General features: G+C 37.8%; 16 protein-coding genes. 10 read left to right on the plus strand and 6 right to left on the minus strand.

Features of this window, described 5'->3' with window-relative positions; translation table 11 throughout:
* The first annotated feature begins 260 nt into the window (after positions 1–260).
* Positions 261–515 (plus strand): TIGR03643 family protein, encoded by a 255-nt coding sequence (locus tag NL42_RS12360; protein ID WP_003655360.1) that lies wholly within the window; start codon positions 261–263, stop codon positions 513–515.
* 117 nt (positions 516–632) lie between these two features.
* On the opposite strand, the gene NL42_RS12365 is transcribed toward NL42_RS12360, so the two are convergent.
* On the minus strand, positions 633–1,988 hold the full coding sequence (locus tag NL42_RS12365) for an amino acid permease (RefSeq protein WP_461312968.1): 1,356 nt from the start codon (positions 1,986–1,988) through the stop codon (positions 633–635).
* 378 nt (positions 1,989–2,366) lie between these two features.
* Here NL42_RS12365 and prpF point away from each other — a divergent pair, with 378 nt between their 5' ends.
* From prpF to NL42_RS12380, 3 genes are all read left to right on the plus strand, one after another.
* Complete coding sequence (gene prpF, locus NL42_RS12370; RefSeq protein WP_461312969.1) at positions 2,367–3,554, plus strand: 2-methylaconitate cis-trans isomerase PrpF; 1,188 nt, start codon at positions 2,367–2,369, stop codon at positions 3,552–3,554.
* Between the two features lie 160 nt (positions 3,555–3,714).
* Complete coding sequence (locus NL42_RS12375; RefSeq protein ID WP_016137086.1) at positions 3,715–4,626, plus strand: polyprenyl synthetase family protein; 912 nt, start codon at positions 3,715–3,717, stop codon at positions 4,624–4,626.
* Between the two features lie 58 nt (positions 4,627–4,684).
* On the plus strand, positions 4,685–5,053 hold the full coding sequence (locus NL42_RS12380; RefSeq protein WP_056483301.1) for an MmcQ/YjbR family DNA-binding protein: 369 nt from the start codon (positions 4,685–4,687) through the stop codon (positions 5,051–5,053).
* A gap of 64 nt (positions 5,054–5,117) precedes the next feature.
* Here the strand turns inward: NL42_RS12380 and NL42_RS12385 are convergent, their stop codons facing one another.
* The 4 genes from NL42_RS12385 to NL42_RS12400 form a co-directional block, all read right to left on the minus strand.
* Positions 5,118–5,972 carry an SPFH domain-containing protein gene (locus NL42_RS12385; protein ID WP_151989026.1) on the minus strand — a complete coding sequence of 285 codons (855 nt, stop codon included), beginning with the start codon at positions 5,970–5,972 and terminating at the stop codon, positions 5,118–5,120.
* A gap of 28 nt (positions 5,973–6,000) precedes the next feature.
* Positions 6,001–6,462 (minus strand): NfeD family protein, encoded by a 462-nt coding sequence (locus NL42_RS12390; RefSeq protein ID WP_461312970.1) that lies wholly within the window; start codon positions 6,460–6,462, stop codon positions 6,001–6,003.
* A gap of 104 nt (positions 6,463–6,566) precedes the next feature.
* Entirely contained in the window at positions 6,567–7,484 is a 918-nt protein-coding gene (locus tag NL42_RS12395) for a patatin-like phospholipase family protein (RefSeq protein ID WP_034591625.1), read from the minus strand.
* A 66-nt stretch (positions 7,485–7,550) separates the two neighbouring features.
* Positions 7,551–8,177 (minus strand): lysophospholipid acyltransferase family protein, encoded by a 627-nt coding sequence (locus NL42_RS12400; protein ID WP_461312971.1) that lies wholly within the window; start codon positions 8,175–8,177, stop codon positions 7,551–7,553.
* Between the two features lie 128 nt (positions 8,178–8,305).
* Between NL42_RS12400 and NL42_RS12405 the strand changes: the two genes are divergently transcribed.
* The 6 genes from NL42_RS12405 (at position 8,306) to NL42_RS12430 (ending at position 15,307) form a co-directional block, all read left to right on the plus strand.
* Positions 8,306–9,565 (plus strand): MFS transporter, encoded by a 1,260-nt coding sequence (locus tag NL42_RS12405; RefSeq protein ID WP_461312972.1) that lies wholly within the window; start codon positions 8,306–8,308, stop codon positions 9,563–9,565.
* 73 nt (positions 9,566–9,638) lie between these two features.
* A complete protein-coding gene (locus tag NL42_RS12410) occupies positions 9,639–9,830 on the plus strand; it encodes a hypothetical protein (protein WP_049838038.1) in 192 nt (63 codons plus the stop codon).
* A 272-nt stretch (positions 9,831–10,102) separates the two neighbouring features.
* Entirely contained in the window at positions 10,103–11,428 is a 1,326-nt protein-coding gene (locus NL42_RS12415; protein WP_461312973.1) for a DcaP family trimeric outer membrane transporter, read from the plus strand.
* Positions 11,429–11,609: 181 nt separating this feature from the next.
* Complete coding sequence (locus NL42_RS12420) at positions 11,610–13,259, plus strand: phosphoethanolamine transferase (RefSeq protein ID WP_461312974.1); 1,650 nt, start codon at positions 11,610–11,612, stop codon at positions 13,257–13,259.
* A gap of 14 nt (positions 13,260–13,273) precedes the next feature.
* Entirely contained in the window at positions 13,274–13,942 is a 669-nt protein-coding gene (locus NL42_RS12425) for a DNA-binding response regulator PmrA (RefSeq protein ID WP_005309947.1), read from the plus strand.
* A 30-nt stretch (positions 13,943–13,972) separates the two neighbouring features.
* A complete protein-coding gene (locus NL42_RS12430; protein ID WP_461312975.1) occupies positions 13,973–15,307 on the plus strand; it encodes an ATP-binding protein in 1,335 nt (444 codons plus the stop codon).
* Between the two features lies 1 nt (position 15,308).
* On the opposite strand, the gene NL42_RS12435 is transcribed toward NL42_RS12430, so the two are convergent.
* Positions 15,309–15,973, minus strand: a 665-nt coding sequence (locus tag NL42_RS12435; RefSeq protein WP_461312976.1) for a phosphatase PAP2 family protein, incomplete at its 5' end; no start/stop codon positions are given.

Consider the following 15,973-nt stretch of genomic DNA (forward strand, 5'->3'; position numbering starts at 1 on the left):
TTTACATTTTAGTTATTAAAACTTTTGCCATAGTGGGCAATAAAGATAAAGTTGAACCATTCAACAGTTTTGAACACTTATGTCTTGTAGAAAAACATTTTATAAAGCTAAAAAATCACAAAAAATTCATGTTGATCTTTCTATGATCTGAAGCAAAACACGAAAGGTTTAAGGCAAGCAATCGGGTAGGTAATGTTATTTCTAGAAGGTTATTCGTTAAAAATCAGATCTGGCTACCGTATAATTCAAAAGGGCATAACATGAAAAAAATTGATGAACAGGACTTATCTAGAATTATTGAAATGGCATGGGAAGATCGGACTCCATTTGAAGCAATTGAGCGAGAATATGGATTAAGTGAAAGCGAAGTTATTCGTTTGATGAGATACAACCTGAAAACCAATAGTTTTAAACTCTGGCGCAAACGTATGGCAGGGCGTAAAACTAAACATCAACAATTACGTTCGCCAGAAATTGAACGAGCCTACTGTTCGCGTCAGTATAAATATGCATAACGTCTAGTTTAATTGTCGATGAAATTTTACTTTTTACAGCGCGTAATTTTCTGATTAAACACTAAAAAGCCCCTATCGAAATAGAGGCTTTTTAGTGTTTAGGTACGAAATATAATATTATTGTTTTTTAGAATTCAATAATTTAAATAGTACAAACATGAGAACGATCCAGATAGGAATCATCATCACTGATTCTTTGAATCCTTGGCTCCACATAATGTAGAGAACAACTGCAATAAAGCCTAAAACCAAATAGTTACTAAATGGTGCCCAAAGTGCAGGGAAGTGAGTTTTTTCACCTTTTACTTTCATTGCTGATCTAAATTTGAGGTGAGTCAAACTAATCATTGCCCAGTTCAATACTAATGCACCAACGACGATATACATTAAGTGACTTAATGCATCTTCGGGTACAAAGTAGTTCAACAGTACACAGCCAAAAATTAATAATGCAGAAAGTAATACGGCAGGAACAGGTACGCCTTGTTTGTTTACTTTTTTGAAAACTTGTGGAGCGTTACCTTGTTGAGCTAGACCGTATAACATGCGGCTGTTTGCAAACATCCCACTGTTATAAACAGATAAAGCAGCAGTTAAAATAATAAAGTTAAGAAGGTGTGCAGCCCAACCAATTCCCATCTGGCTAAAAATCATGACGAATGGGCTTTTGTCGAGACCACCAAGATCTAACTGGTTCCATGGCACTAATGAAAGCAAAATGGTTAGTGAACCGATATAGAAAATCAATATACGGAAAACAACTTGGTTGATTGCTTTTGGAATAGTTTTTTTCGGATCTTTTGCTTCTGCTGCTGCCATACCAATTAGCTCAATGCCACCAAAAGCGAACATTAAGAAAGCTAACATATAGAACAGACCACTAAAGCCATTTGGAAAAAATCCACCATGTGTCCACAGGTTACTAAATGAAATGCTTGAACCCACATCTGCTGTAAACAACAAATAAAGGCCAAAGATAATCATAGAGATGACTGCAGTTACTTTAATAATGGCGAGCCAAAATTCAGATTCACCATAAAATTTAACGTTGGTTAAGTTTACGGCTGTAATCACGACAAAGAAAAATAAGACAGAAGTCCACGCTGGAATATGAGGCCACCAATAATTAATATATTTGGCAACAGCGGTGAGTTCACTCATCGCAACCAGAACATAGAGTATCCAATAATTCCATCCAGCTAAAAATCCGGGAAATTTCCCCCAATATTTATAAGCAAAATGGCTGAACGATCCTGCAACAGGTTCTTCAACAATCATTTCTCCCAAGTGACGCATAATCAAAAACGCGATTAAGCCGCCAATGGCATATCCTAAAATAATGGATGGTCCCGCAGATTGAATCACTTGCGCCGAGCCTAAAAATAATCCGGTACCAATTGCTCCACCCATAGCAATTAATTGGATATGTCGATTTTTTAGTCCTCGTTGCAGTGTAGAAGATTCGTTGGTCAAAGGTCTTCACTCACAATGAATAAGTAAATTATTCTAATAGATGGAGTTATTTTAGCCTAGACTACAAATTAATAAGCTGTGACTGAAAAGTAATAATAAAATATATTTAAAATCATTGGTTTACTTTTAATATTTCAATATAGAGTGAAAAGTGCTCTAAAAAATATAATTTAATATAGGCTTTTTTTCTTAGATTTTGCTTAGATTAAGTCATTGCAAGCATATTGCTAAATTCTCAAAATATGCTCGCGTCAATACGATTGATGTATAAAGCAGATCGCTATCTCTTGGCCTTAAAACAATTTAAGATGCAGAGAAGGGTAAACAAGAATGCTTGTTTTGATATAGAAGAACATAATAGTAAGGATAACAGTTGATATGAGCTCAGTACCGCAAATTAAAATTCCAGCCACTTATATGCGTGGTGGAACCAGTAAAGGTGTCTTTTTCAAGCTTGATGATTTGCCTGAAAAAGCCCAAGTTGCAGGACAAGCAAGAGATCAGCTCTTACTCCGTGTCATTGGTAGCCCAGACCCCTATGGAAAACAAATTGATGGGATGGGAGGAGCCACTTCGAGTACGAGTAAAACAGTTATTCTCGCTAAAAGTTCTCAGCCAGAGCATGATGTTGATTATTTGTTTGGTCAGGTTTCAATTGATCAGGCTTTTGTAGACTGGAGTGGTAACTGCGGTAATTTAACTGCTGCTGTTGGCTCTTTTGCGATTTCAAATGGCTTGGTTGATGCAGATCGTATTCCAGAAAATGGTTTATGCACTGTTCGAATCTGGCAAAAAAATATTCAAAAAACCATTATTGCGCATGTACCTATCACCAATGGTCAAGTTCAAGAAACTGGAGATTTTGAACTCGATGGGGTGACGTTTCCTGCTGCTGAAGTTCAAATTGAATTTTTAGATCCTGCCGATGATGGTGAAGAAGGCGGTGATATGTTCCCTACAGGGAATATTGTTGATGAATTAGATGTTCCTGATATTGGTCGTTTTCAAGCGACATTTATTAATGCCGGAATTCCAACCATTTTCTTAAATGCAGAAGATTTGGGTTACCAAGGCACAGAATTACAAGATCATATTAATAGTGATGCAGCTGCACTGGCACGTTTTGAAAAAATTCGTGCATATGGCGCGGTACAGATGGGCCTAATTAAAGATATTTCAGAAGCAGCTGCGCGTCAGCACACACCAAAAATTGCTTTTGTTTCTAAACCGAAAAACTACACTGCTTCAAGTGGTAAGAGTGTTTCAGAGGGTGATGTCGATTTACTGGTTCGTGCTTTGTCGATGGGTAAATTGCACCATGCCATGATGGGCACAGCAGCGGTTGCGATTGGCACAGCGGCTGCTATTCCTGGAACATTAGTAAACCTTGCGGCTGGTGGGGGCGAACGTGAAGCAGTACGTTTTGGTCATCCATCTGGAACATTACGTGTTGGTGCTCAAGCGGAACGTATTAATGATCAATGGGTTGTGAAAAAAGCCATTATGAGCCGTAGTGCACGTGTGTTAATGGAAGGTTGGGTACGTGTTCCGGGTGACAGTTTTTAAAAGTTATTAAGTAAAAAAGCCTCTCAATTACGTAGAGGCTTTTTTACGTTTGCCTTCAAAAACTCATCACCCACTTTTCACAGTGAATCGTGTATGATGTAGCGCATGAATGCTTCATTACATTCAATAAAATTTCTCTACTGATTTTATCGAGGCGGCTGTGTCATCACTCTCTCAAGTTAATGCGGATGTTTTAAAACAAGCTCAACAACGTATTCAACAAGATTTATTGACGACACTGGCCGCGTTCTCAATTCCAGAGCCTTTAAAAAGTGCAGTACACCATGCAGTTATGCTTGGTGGAAAACGTGTGCGTCCGGCTTTGTGTTATGCCACGGCTTCTTTACAGCCAAATCCAAATTTTGCTGCGGCTCGCCGTGCTGCGGTTGCTGTAGAGTTAATTCATTGTTATTCACTGGCTCATGATGACTTGCCTTGTATGGACAATGATTTACTGCGTCGCGGTCAGCCGACTTGCCATGTTGCATTTGGTGAAGATACTGCTTTACTCGCTGGTGATATTTTACAGTCAATGGCTTTTGAGGTTTTAGGTAGCCGTTTGTTCGATGAACAAGGGCAGGGTACCGATGCTGCAATTGTATTAAAACAAATCCAGATTCTAGCAACAGCCACCTCTAAAATGGTCTGTGGACAGGTGTTAGATTTACAAGCTGAAGCTAAGCAAATTGCTCAAGACGAACTTGAAAATATCCACCGCAATAAAACTGGTGCGCTTATTCAGGCTGCAATTATGATGGGGGCAGTCACCATCTTTTCTGGAACAGATCAAGCAATTCCAAAATTACGCCAATATGGGCAGACCATTGGACTGGCTTTTCAAGTATTAGACGATATTCTGGATATTACTTCGAGTACCGAAGCTTTGGGTAAAACTGCTGGTAAGGATGAGCAAGTGCAAAAATCGACATACCCAGCTTTAATGGGGCTCGAACAAGCACAGATTTATGCCAAAGAATTGCACGATCAAGCTTTTGAGGCTTTAGCTCATTTTGGTGATAATGCAAAAGAATTAGTTGATATCTCACAATTTCTTTTAGCGCGTACGAACTAATAATATTAAATCAATATTCATAACTTCTATTCATGCGAAATGAATAAAGGAGAAAAAAATGAATGGTGAACAACTCCATCAAAAAGCAATTGAAATTGCGCGTAATCTTCCCTTTAGTCAACAGACTCATCCTTTTGGTCCAGACTATGAAGTTTTTAAAATTTTAGAGAAAATGTTCATGCTGACGGCGGAAGTCGCAGGCGTCAAAATGATTAATGTGAAGTGTGATCCGTATAAGAGTCAGGAATATCAGGAGCTTTATTCATTTATTATTCCGGGTTATCACATGAATAAAAAACACTGGATTTCGATTACACCGCATAAGAACTTAACAAGCGATTTACTGCAAGATTTAATTCATGATTCTTATGATTTGGTCGTAAAGAAATTACCTTTGAAAGATCAGAAAAGATTAAAAAACCAATAATATAAAAAAACGGCGACATGATAGTCACCGTCTTGATTTTAATTACTTATTTGAAGTAATTGAATTAGTTATGTTTTCCCATAATACCGCGAATTGTATTTAAAACATCCGCAGGTAAAACCACAGTTTTAGCATTATTAGATTTCGCCATATCCTGCATTGCTTTTACATATTGTTCACCCAACAGATATGCCACAGGAATCTCTTTATCGCCAACTGCACTGGTCACCATTTCAATCGCACGTTGAGAGGCTTCAGCTAAAACAACTTGAGCTTCAGCATCACGGCGAGAAGCTTCTAAACGACCTTCTGCACTTAAAATAGCAGCCTGTTTTTCACCATCGGCTTTAGTAACAGCCGCACGACGTTGACGTTCTGCGGCAGCTTGCTCTTCCATGGCAGCTTGCATGGTATGAGACGGTTGAATGTCTTGAATCTCAACGGTTTTTAAGGTAATGCCCCAATCTGAAATATCGTCAGAAATAGCAGCTTTTAACTTAGCCTTAATATGATCCCGTGAAGACAATGCATCATCTAGATCCATTTCACCTACAATAGAACGCAGTGAGGTTTGTACAAGGTTCTGAATCGCCCATGTATAGTTTTCAATACCGTAAACTGCTTTTTCTGGTGTGGTTAAATTGATATATGCCACAGCATTCATAAGCAATACGGCATTGTCACGTGTAATCACTTCTTGTGACGGAATATCTAGCACAATGTCTTTCGTGGTAATTTTATAAGCCACGTCATCGATATAGGGAATCACAAAGTTAAGCCCCGGATTAAGGGTGGTGTGATATTTACCTAAACGTTGGACAATCCATTTGTAGCCCTGAGGAACAATACGAACCCCTTTAAAAATGGTAATAGCCACAAACGCCAAAAAGGCTAAAACAATAATAGTACCGACTGGCATGAAAATATCCTCTCTTTATCTTTAATGTTTATGAAGTACCGTGGGTTTGAACAATTAAGTCATTACCCGAAATGTCAATAACTCTCACACGATCGCCTACTTTAACAGGAGTAGTGCTCCGACAATTCCACTCATCGGCCCCTAAAATAGGCATTGGAAAGCGAACAATAATTTGATCATGGTCTAGACCGGTTTGAATCACCATGCCAACTTGACCAATCGTTGCTTCACGGGGCAATCCCGCTTTGGTTTTATCAATTGATAAGGGTTTAATAAATTTGAACCAAAGAATGGTGCATAGCACTGATAGGATTATCCACAATACAATTTGTGTTGTGAGGTTAATATCTGGAAATAACCAATAGAGAATGCACACCATAATGGCGGCAATACCAAACCAGAGTGCGGCAAAGGCAGGTAGAATCAGCTCAGAAAGAATAAGTAAGATACCCAATACAAACCAGTGCCAAGGTTGTACAACAAACTCCATAGATCTGCTCTTTTATATATCTTTATGATGGGTAAAAGTGACTAATATCACTTTTACCACTGTAGCAGATGATAGGAAATGTGGATAGAAAAAAACCACTTCAATTAGAATTTAGAACGTGGCGCGGGCTTAAATGCTGCTGGAGATTTTTTGAAGGTTGCAATCGCACTTTCAATTTGGCGAATTTGAGCTTGAGCAGCTTTTTCACCTTCCAAAATTGCCTGATTACTTGATTTGAGGTCAAGTGTACCTAAATGACCTACTTTAGGCTGAATCACAACATTGGCTTGCTTGAGTTCTTCATTAATACTTTGTTGGCCCATAATATTAATCGTTTGATCTAGCAATCCCCACATATTGGCTGGGCGATTACCTGCTGGACGCGCTGAAATATCAACGGCAATCACAATGTCTGCACCCATATCGCGAGCTGTTTTAACAGGAATTGGGCTAACTAATCCGCCATCAATGTATTTTTGATTGCCAATTGTGGCAGGTACGAACACATTTGGAATACTACAAGAAGCGCGTACTGCTTGGCCTGCATTGCCTTTAATAAAGTCTGCCTTTTGACCATTATCAAGACGAGTTGCCACAGCCGCAAAACGGATTGGGAACTTCTCAATCGGTTTATTGCCAACATTACGGTTAACGTAGTCTTGTAACTTTTGCCCGAGAATAATGCCTTGACGGTTAAGCGTTAAATCACGGATATCAGACTCTTGTAATTTCAGAGCCAGACTTTGTAATTGATAAGGTGTTTGTCCACTCGCGTAGATACTTCCAACAAAGCTACCAGCGCTGGTACCCGTTACAATTTTAGGCTTAATTCCATGAGACTCTAAAACCTTGATCACACCAATATGTGAAAATCCTTTTGCTCCACCGCCACCTAAAGCAAGCGCAATTACAGGTTCACGGGCTTTAATTGAGGTAGTCGGCGTTGGTGTTTTGCTAAATTTATCACAGCCAAAGAGTGCTAGAGAGATAAATCCAATACTGGCAAATTGAGCAATTTTCATCTTTAAAAATAATCTATGTCGAGATAAATTAAGAAGGGCCATAAGACCAGATTCGCTCAATTTTTGCTAGGTTTTTTTCACTAGATTTTGTAAAGGTTCGGCAAGCCAATTGCGATTTTTGGGTGAGATTTTTCCTGCATAACGCTCAAAAATCTTGGTGAGATCTTCATCGTAGTTACCACTTGGGTCTAAGTGACCTAAGCAGTGAATCGTCTTGCGGTCATAATCAAAAGAAAACATCACAATGGGAATATTGGCTTTTGCGGCAATATGGTAAAAACCACTTTTCATTTTTTTTGCTTTTTTACGTGTGCCTTCGGGCGCCATCCCAATCCAGATCTTTTCATATTTTTGAATGGTGGCAACGACTTGTTCAGTAAGTCCATTGGCTGTGTTACGTTTAACAGGAATAACGCCAGCCCAGTCTAACGCTCGCTTAAACGGTGGTTTAAAAAGGGCATCTTTACCTAATACTGTAATTTGGATACCTAATCCGAAAATCGCAAGAAAGCCATACCATCCATCAATATTGGAAGTATGGGGTGAAATAATCGCCACTGCTTTTGGAAAATTAGGAACTTCGCCTTCAATTGTCCAACCTTGCGCTAAAAAAAGTTTTTTAAATAGCGCTCGGCTTAAAGCAGTGCCACGTTGGGGTACCAAATCAGGTAAATTAGGGAAATGTTGATCCATATTTTTTTAAATTTTAACTTGTCCTCGTTTTATCTTAATCTTTTGAAATATATGCTTCATTGGCAAAATGTAAGAACAACATGATATTTGATGTTATTCCTCATTAAAGAAATAAAAAGTAGGTATATATGTTTCGGCAGCAAAATCTTTATCTTCTGCTATTTTCCTTATATTGGGCACAAGGGCTACCTGTCGGTTTTATGACCCATGCTTTACCTGTTATTTTAAGGGCACAAGGTGTGTCACTCGCTCATATTGGTGGTTTTGGTCTACTAATGCTGCCTTGGTCAATTAAGATATTTTGGGCGCCGTGGGTTGATCGACATGCACTTTCCCGTTTAGGGCACTATCGTAGTTGGATTTTACCTACGCAGTTTTTGACGGTAGCTGTGTTGTGTATTTTGTCTTTTTTCCCTATTCAGGCTTTAGACCAACCTCTTTATTTATTTGCTTTTTTTATTTCGCTTCTTTTAATGAACTTAACAGGGGCAACACAAGATATTGCGACCGATGCTTTGGCCGTCAATTTGTTACAGCATGACCAGCAACATTGGGGAAATACATTTCAGGTGATTGGTTCCCGACTTGGTTTTATTGTCGGGGGAGGTGCCGTACTCTGGTGTTTAGACTGGTTAACATGGCAACCCACTTTCCTGTTATTAGCAGCCTTGGTGTTTTTAAATACGTTACCCGTTTTATTATTTAAAGAGCCAAAACATGTAGCTTATTCAAGTCATCAACTTGAACCCAGTCAGCAAAATTTAGTCATAAAGATTAAGGCTTACTTGAGTTATTTCTCTCAAAATAAAGAGCTCCGTTCTTGGTTAGTTATCCTTATTACTTTTAAAGTAGCAGATGGTTTAGCTGGGCCATTACTTAAACCTTTAATGGTCGATATGGGGCTAAGTTTTACTCAAATTGGCGTTTATATCACCATGCTTGGTGCAGTGGCAGCACTGGCAGGGGCAGCAATAGCTGGTGGAGTGCTTAAATACTTCTCAAGACCTACCACTTTAATTATTTTTTCAGTATTTAAAATCATGAGCTTAGCTGCCTATGCCTATTTAGCTTATGCTTACGAACAGAAAATTCAACTCAATGTCTGGACGATTTATACAGTCAATGCTTTAGAGGATGCATTCTCGGCAATGTTGTTGGTGGTTATGTTGACCTTAGTCATGCTCTACAGTCGAAAAGAATATGCAGGTACAGATTTTACCTTTCAGGTTTCAGTCATGGCGACTGTGAGTGGGGGGCTTTATAGCTTGAGTGGTGTGTTTGGAGATGCTTTCGGTTATTTCCATTATTTGATAGCTATTGTCATTATTGGCACTGTTACTTTGCTCCCTATTTCTCTCTGGAAACATGTAAAACTACAAGAAAAATAATGTTAACTAAATGAAATAAAGAAATTTAATATCGATTAAGGAGTGATCTCGTCATTATCTACTACCTTTGTCTATGTTTTTAAAAATGTATGTTTTTAGCTATTTAAATGCTCAATTAATTGTGCCATCTTGTTTGGGTAGCAAATGGAAGCTAACTGGAGTAAAAATGGATTTCGTTAACAAGAAAAATCATGTGAATCAATTAAAATGGGTAGAAAAATGTTCAAGTAGATTGGATATTAGCCTAAAGTCTAAAAAAGAATAATGAAATAACGATTTAATCATTCTATAAGATAAGAGAGTTGTGTAGGATTCGTTACAACATGAAGTTAAGGTAAAAATCTGTAAGTCAAAGTATATTTTTTATGTCTTTGGTTATTGGTTTTGGTCTTGCATAACGTTGAAATTGGTTTTGGTTGCGGTAATAAAATTAATGTAACCAAAGTGGAGGAGAGTTGATTTTTTAGCCCCCTAATTTAATGGCGTAAATCAACTTGGCATGGATAGGCAACATAAAATATATTTTTGGAGTTTTTGATGGATCTATTCCTTAATCGTAAATCTTTCGTTGTTAAAAGTTTAGCGCTTACAGTTACAGCTTTAATGATGAGTGGGGCACATGCTGCGACTTCCGACAAAGCGGAAATTCAACAGCTTCGTAAAGAAGTTGAGGCTTTAAAAGCTTTAATTCAACAACAAAGCCAAGTGCAGCAACAACAGCAGCAAGTACAGCAACAACAGCAAGTACAGTTAGCTGAAGTTAAGGCACAACCAGTTGCTGCACCAGTTTCGCCGTTAGCAGGATTTAAATCTAAAGCTGGCGCTGATGTGAACCTATATGGTTTTGTTCGTGGTGACGCTAACTATATTCTTGAAGGTGCGGATAACGACTTCGGTGATGTTAGTAAGTCAGACGGCAAAACGCATGATAAATTACGTGCGACAGCTAAAACGACACGCCTTGGTTTAGATTTTACTGCTCCAGTAAATGATGCCAAAGTTGGTGGTAAACTCGAAGTCGACTTTGCTGGTTCAACAACAGATTCAAATGGCTCATTGCGTGTTCGTCATGCTTATGTAACATATAACAACTGGTTGTTTGGTCAAACAACATCTAACTTCTTGGCTAATCATGCACCAGAAATGATCGATTTCTCGACCAACATTGGTGGTGGTACAACACGTGTTCCGCAAGTGCGTTATAACTACAAGTTAGGACCAGCTACACAATTGTTTGTATCGGCAGAAAGAGGTGATAGTTCTGGTCTTACTGGTGCAAAAGATAAAGATAATAATTGGGTAAATGATAGCATCAAATATAGTTTGCCAGTATTAACTGCTAAAATCACTCAAGGCTATGCAGATGGTAAAGGTTCTGCTTCTGCTCGTGCATTAGTTGAAAACTATAAATCAAAAGCTGGTAGTGACAACCAAACAGGCTGGGGTGTTGGTGTTGGTACAGACTTTAAAGTATCTGATCCTTTAAAACTTTTTGCTGATGCATCTTATGTTGTAGGTAACAGTAACTACTTATATGGTAGTAATAAGGCCTATACAATCGTGAATGGCGATATCGAGCAAAATAAATTTGTAGCAGTACAAGTAGGTGGAACTTATAAGATTTTACCTAACTTACGTTCTACTCTAGCTTATGGTGCTCAATTCGCTGATGACGGTACTGATTATGCAAAAGCATATAAAGATGGAAATGAAAAAGTTCAACAAGCATGGCTTAACGTGATTTATACACCAGTTAAACCAATTGATTTGGGTCTAGAGTACGTTAACGGTAAGCGTGATACCTTTGAAGGTAAGTCTTACAAAGATAACCGTGTTGGTTTAATGGCTAAATATAGCTTCTAAGATCTGCATTTAGTTAAAAATCAAAAAAGACGAGGTTAAATTTAACCTCGTCTTTTTGTTAGAAAAAATTTTGAAATAAGTATTTTTTAAGATTTATGTATTAGATCATTTTTTATTTAAGTCATTTTTAAGTTTCAATTTCTACAGTAAAGCATCATAAAAAGATTGTAGTTCCCCCAAGATGCTGAATTTTTTTTCTACCTTAAAAAATAAACAGATTTCACTGTTTATGTTTAATTTCATTATAGCCATTTGGTTAGGTGCAATTCTAAATATTGGTTTTTATAACAAAGTACATCTTTTAACTCCATATTTTGGAGTAAAGGCTATTCTATTTTTAGCAGCTACTGTTGTTATTCTTATTGCTGCTTATTATGCACTTTTACAGATTCTAAACTGGAAATGGACGGCCAAGTTTTTTGCAATTTTGCTGGTCTTCATTGGTGGTTTTAGCTCTTATTTTGTTAATACGTTAGGTGTAATCATCTCGCCTGATCAGATTCAAAATATGATACAAACAGATGTATCTGAGGTTTCTGATTTAGTTTCATTACGCTTTGGGCTTTGGACAGTTTTCTTTGTTGTTTTACCTATTTTCTTGATTACTCAGGTAAAGATCAAAAAAGAAAGAATAGTTCCTCTCTTAGTTAAGAAAGTATTATCTATAGCTATTGCCTTCGCACTTGTAGGCGGTTTGCTGTTTACATATTATGTTGATTTTGCAGCAATCTTTAGAGAGCATCGTGATTTAAAAGGTATGATCTCTCCTCAAAACACTATTTCTTCTTTGATATCTTATTATCATAAAAAGGCACCGAAGAAAAATCTTCCTCTTGTGAAATATGGTGAAGATGCTCATCAAGTTCAGCCTACACAAAAAACTTTACCTAAACTGATGGTACTTGTGGTTGGTGAAACTGCGCGTGCAGAAAGTTTTTCACTTAATGGATACGCTAAAAACACAAATCCAGAGCTTTCTAAACAAGATATTTTGAATTTCTCTCAAGTAAGTTCGTGTGGTACAGCCACTGCTGTTTCAGTTCCATGCATGTTCTCTGGCATGTCACGTTCTAGTTATGATGAACAATTAGCAAGTCATCGTGAAGGACTATTGGACATTGCAAAGCGTGCGGGTTACCAAGTGACTTGGATTGATAATAATTCTGGTTGTAAAGGCGCATGTGATCGTGTTGAGCAATATCAAATTCCAGAAAAGCTACAGCAAAAATGGTGTAAAGATGGCGAATGTCTTGATGATATTTTAATTGATAGCTTAAATGAATATTTAGCGACTATTCCTAAAGAAGACACGCGTCCACGTTTAATTGTCTTGCATCAGATGGGTAGTCATGGACCTGCGTATTACAAGCGTGCGCCTGCGGAATATCAAAAGTTTAAACCGACTTGCGATACTAATGCGATACAGGGCTGTTCTCCAACCGAATTAATAAATAGCTATGATAATTCAATCATATATACAGACCATGTATTAAGTCAGATGATTAATAATTTAAAAGAAGTATCGAAATATCAAACAGGTTTATGGTATTTATCTGATCATGGTGAATCAACTGGCGAACATGGTATGTATTTGCATGGGGCGCCTTACTCAATCGCACCAACTCAACAAACACATGTACCAATGATTATGTGGTTCTCTGATAACTGGAAACAGCACAATCTTGCACAAGTGAGTTGTTTAGACCAACAAACGAAACAAAAGTTAAGCCAAGATAATTTATTCCCAAGTTTGTTAAGTATGCTGGATGTGAAAACTCAGGTCATTAACCCTCAACTGGACATGTTGCACTCTTGTGCCCATGTGAATTAAAGCGAGCCTAGAACATGACAAAAATCTTAATGATTGAAGATGATTTTATGATTGCTGAGTCAACAATAACGTTGCTGCAATATCATCAATTTGAGGTGGAGTGGGTCAATAATGGCTTGGATGGTCTGGCTCAATTGGCCAAAAATAAGTTTGATATCATTTTATTAGACTTAGGTTTGCCGATGATGGATGGCATGCAGGTCTTAAAGCAAATCCGTCAAAGAGCTGTCACTCCAGTTTTAATCATTTCGGCACGAGACCAGTTGCAAAACCGCGTGGATGGATTAAACCACGGTGCAGATGATTACTTAATTAAACCATACGAGTTCGATGAGTTACTTGCCCGTATTCATGCGCTATTGCGTCGTACTGGAGTAGAGGCTCAGCTTGCGAATCATGAGCAACTTTTACAAAATGGCGATTTGGTTTTAAATGTTGAACAACATATTGCAACCTTTAAAGGCCAACGGATTGATTTGTCGAACCGTGAATGGGCGATTCTTATTCCTTTAATGAGCCATCCAAACAAAATCTTTTCTAAAGCAAATCTGGAAGATAAGTTATATGATTTCGATAGTGAGGTGACCAGTAATACGATTGAAGTATATGTGCATCACTTGAGAGCTAAACTTGGAAAAGACTTTATTCGAACTATTCGAGGGTTGGGTTACCGTTTAGGGTAATCCTTACTTCAATTTTGGAACTTTATAAAAGTGCATTATTCATTAAAGAAACGACTGATTTGGGGCACCTCAATTTTCAGTGTTGTCTTAGGTTGTATATTAATTTTTAGTGCCTATAAAGTTGCACTTCAAGAAGTTGATGAGATTTTAGATACTCAAATGCAGTATTTAGCTGAACGAACAGCTGAGTATCCTTTAAGAACAGTAAGTAGTAAGTTCGATTTACACAGAACTTATCATGAAGAAGATTTGTTTTTAGATATTTGGGCCTATAAAGATCAGGCTCATTTATCTCATCGGTTACATCTATTGGTTGCACCTGTTACCCAAGCTGGTTTTTACTCGCATAAAACTAGTCAAGGCGTATTGAGAACTTACGTTTTGCCTTTAAAAGATTACCAGATTCAGGTCAGTCAACAAGAACGAGTTCGTGAAGCTTTTGCTTGGGAACTTGCAGGAAGTATGTTTATTCCGTATTTAATTATTTTGCCATTTGCGATTTTTGCTTTAGCTGCAATTATTGGTCGAGGTCTAAAGCCAATAGATGACTTTAAAAATGAGCTGAAGGAACGCGATTCGGAAGAGTTAACACCCATTGAAGTTGTAGACTATCCTCAAGAGTTATTGCCAACTATTGATGAAATGAACCGTCTGTTTGAGCGTATTTCTAAAGCTCAAAATGAGCAAAAACAATTTATTGCAGATGCTGCTCATGAACTTAGAACTCCTGTTACAGCTTTAAATTTACAAACCAAGATTTTAATCAGTCAATTTCCTGAGCATGAAGCGTTGCAAAACTTGAGTAAAGGGTTAGCACGTATTCAGCATTTGGTCACACAGCTTTTGGCTTTGGCCAAGCAAGATGTCTCTTTAAGTGTGATTGAACCGACCAGAACTTTTCAACTCAATGATGTCGCTTTAAATTGTGTTGAACAGCTTGTTAATTTAGCTATGCAAAAAGATATTGATCTAGGGTTTGTCCGCAATGAACCTATTGAAATGCATAGTGTTGAGCCAACAGTACACTCAATTATTTTTAACCTAATTGATAATGCAATTAAATACACGCCTCATGAAGGAATGATTAATATTTCAGTCTTTACTGCTACAGATGGCGATGCGTGTATACAAATTGAAGATAGCGGTGCAGGGATTGACCCTGAACACTATGATAAAGTTTTAAAACGGTTTTATCGTGTACACCACCACCTTGAAGTGGGCAGTGGTTTAGGTTTATCAATTGTTGACCGAGCGACTCAGCGTTTAGGCGGAACTTTGACACTAGATCGAAGCTTAGAGCTTGGCGGACTCTCTGTTTTAGTTAAACTGCCTAAAGCTCTACATATTCATGAAACAAGAACTTGATTTAAACAAGTTCTTGTTTGATTCGCTTTTCAAACTCAAAGCGGTGAATACAAATTTTATAAAATAAGATATTCACTGCCCAAACGACCCAGCCAGTCCATAAATTGTGGCTAAGGAAATGGGCGCCACGCATCATTTGTCCCCAGCCCATCAGAAAGCCTAAGATAATGCCAGCAATGAGATAAAAATAAGCTCGTTTAGGTTGCTCAAGGCGATAAACAAAAAAGCCTGTCATTAAAATAAAGCCTGCACTTGCGTGACCACCAGGAAAGCAATGACCATGTGTAGAGGTAAAGTCCCATACATAACTTAAAGCAGTCGGATGAACCATATTCCAAGGGCAAGCGTGAGCGGATTGTGATTTTAATAGCCCAACTACACCGCTACCAATCATGCTGACAAAAAACATATAGCCATATTGCCAGCGATAAAGCTTCAGTTTTTCTACTTTGAAAGATGCAATCCACAGAAATAAAAAGATCACATAAACGGTAGTAATGATTTGTTTTACGATTTCATGGTTTACCCTTACAAGGTACCAATTGTCCCGATCAAAGAAATGACCTGTTGAATCCATCCATGGGTGGATGAGATACATATCAATTTTCCCACCCACTGGAAATATAAATAAAAGTATAAAAAAACTAAGGGCAAGAAAAATAAGCT

The organism is Acinetobacter sp. GN11, assembly GCF_054823985.1.

Excerpts from the sequence above, each read along its gene's own strand:
- NL42_RS12395 (WP_034591625.1), bottom strand. The coding sequence starts at position 7,484 with ATGAAAATTGCTCAATTTGCCAGTATTGGATTTATCTCTCTAGCACTC.
- NL42_RS12410 (WP_049838038.1), top strand. The coding sequence starts at position 9,639 with ATGTTTTTAAAAATGTATGTTTTTAGCTATTTAAATGCTCAATTAATT.
- NL42_RS12400 (WP_461312971.1), bottom strand. The coding sequence starts at position 8,177 with ATGGATCAACATTTCCCTAATTTACCTGATTTGGTACCCCAACGTGGC.
- NL42_RS12425 (WP_005309947.1), top strand. The coding sequence starts at position 13,274 with ATGACAAAAATCTTAATGATTGAAGATGATTTTATGATTGCTGAGTCA.
- prpF (WP_461312969.1), top strand. The coding sequence starts at position 2,367 with ATGAGCTCAGTACCGCAAATTAAAATTCCAGCCACTTATATGCGTGGT.
- NL42_RS12360 (WP_003655360.1), top strand. The coding sequence starts at position 261 with ATGAAAAAAATTGATGAACAGGACTTATCTAGAATTATTGAAATGGCA.
- NL42_RS12385 (WP_151989026.1), bottom strand. The coding sequence starts at position 5,972 with ATGCCAGTCGGTACTATTATTGTTTTAGCCTTTTTGGCGTTTGTGGCT.
- NL42_RS12405 (WP_461312972.1), top strand. The coding sequence starts at position 8,306 with ATGTTTCGGCAGCAAAATCTTTATCTTCTGCTATTTTCCTTATATTGG.
- NL42_RS12420 (WP_461312974.1), top strand. The coding sequence starts at position 11,610 with ATGCTGAATTTTTTTTCTACCTTAAAAAATAAACAGATTTCACTGTTT.
- NL42_RS12380 (WP_056483301.1), top strand. The coding sequence starts at position 4,685 with ATGAATGGTGAACAACTCCATCAAAAAGCAATTGAAATTGCGCGTAAT.
- NL42_RS12415 (WP_461312973.1), top strand. The coding sequence starts at position 10,103 with ATGGATCTATTCCTTAATCGTAAATCTTTCGTTGTTAAAAGTTTAGCG.
- NL42_RS12390 (WP_461312970.1), bottom strand. The coding sequence starts at position 6,462 with ATGGAGTTTGTTGTACAACCTTGGCACTGGTTTGTATTGGGTATCTTA.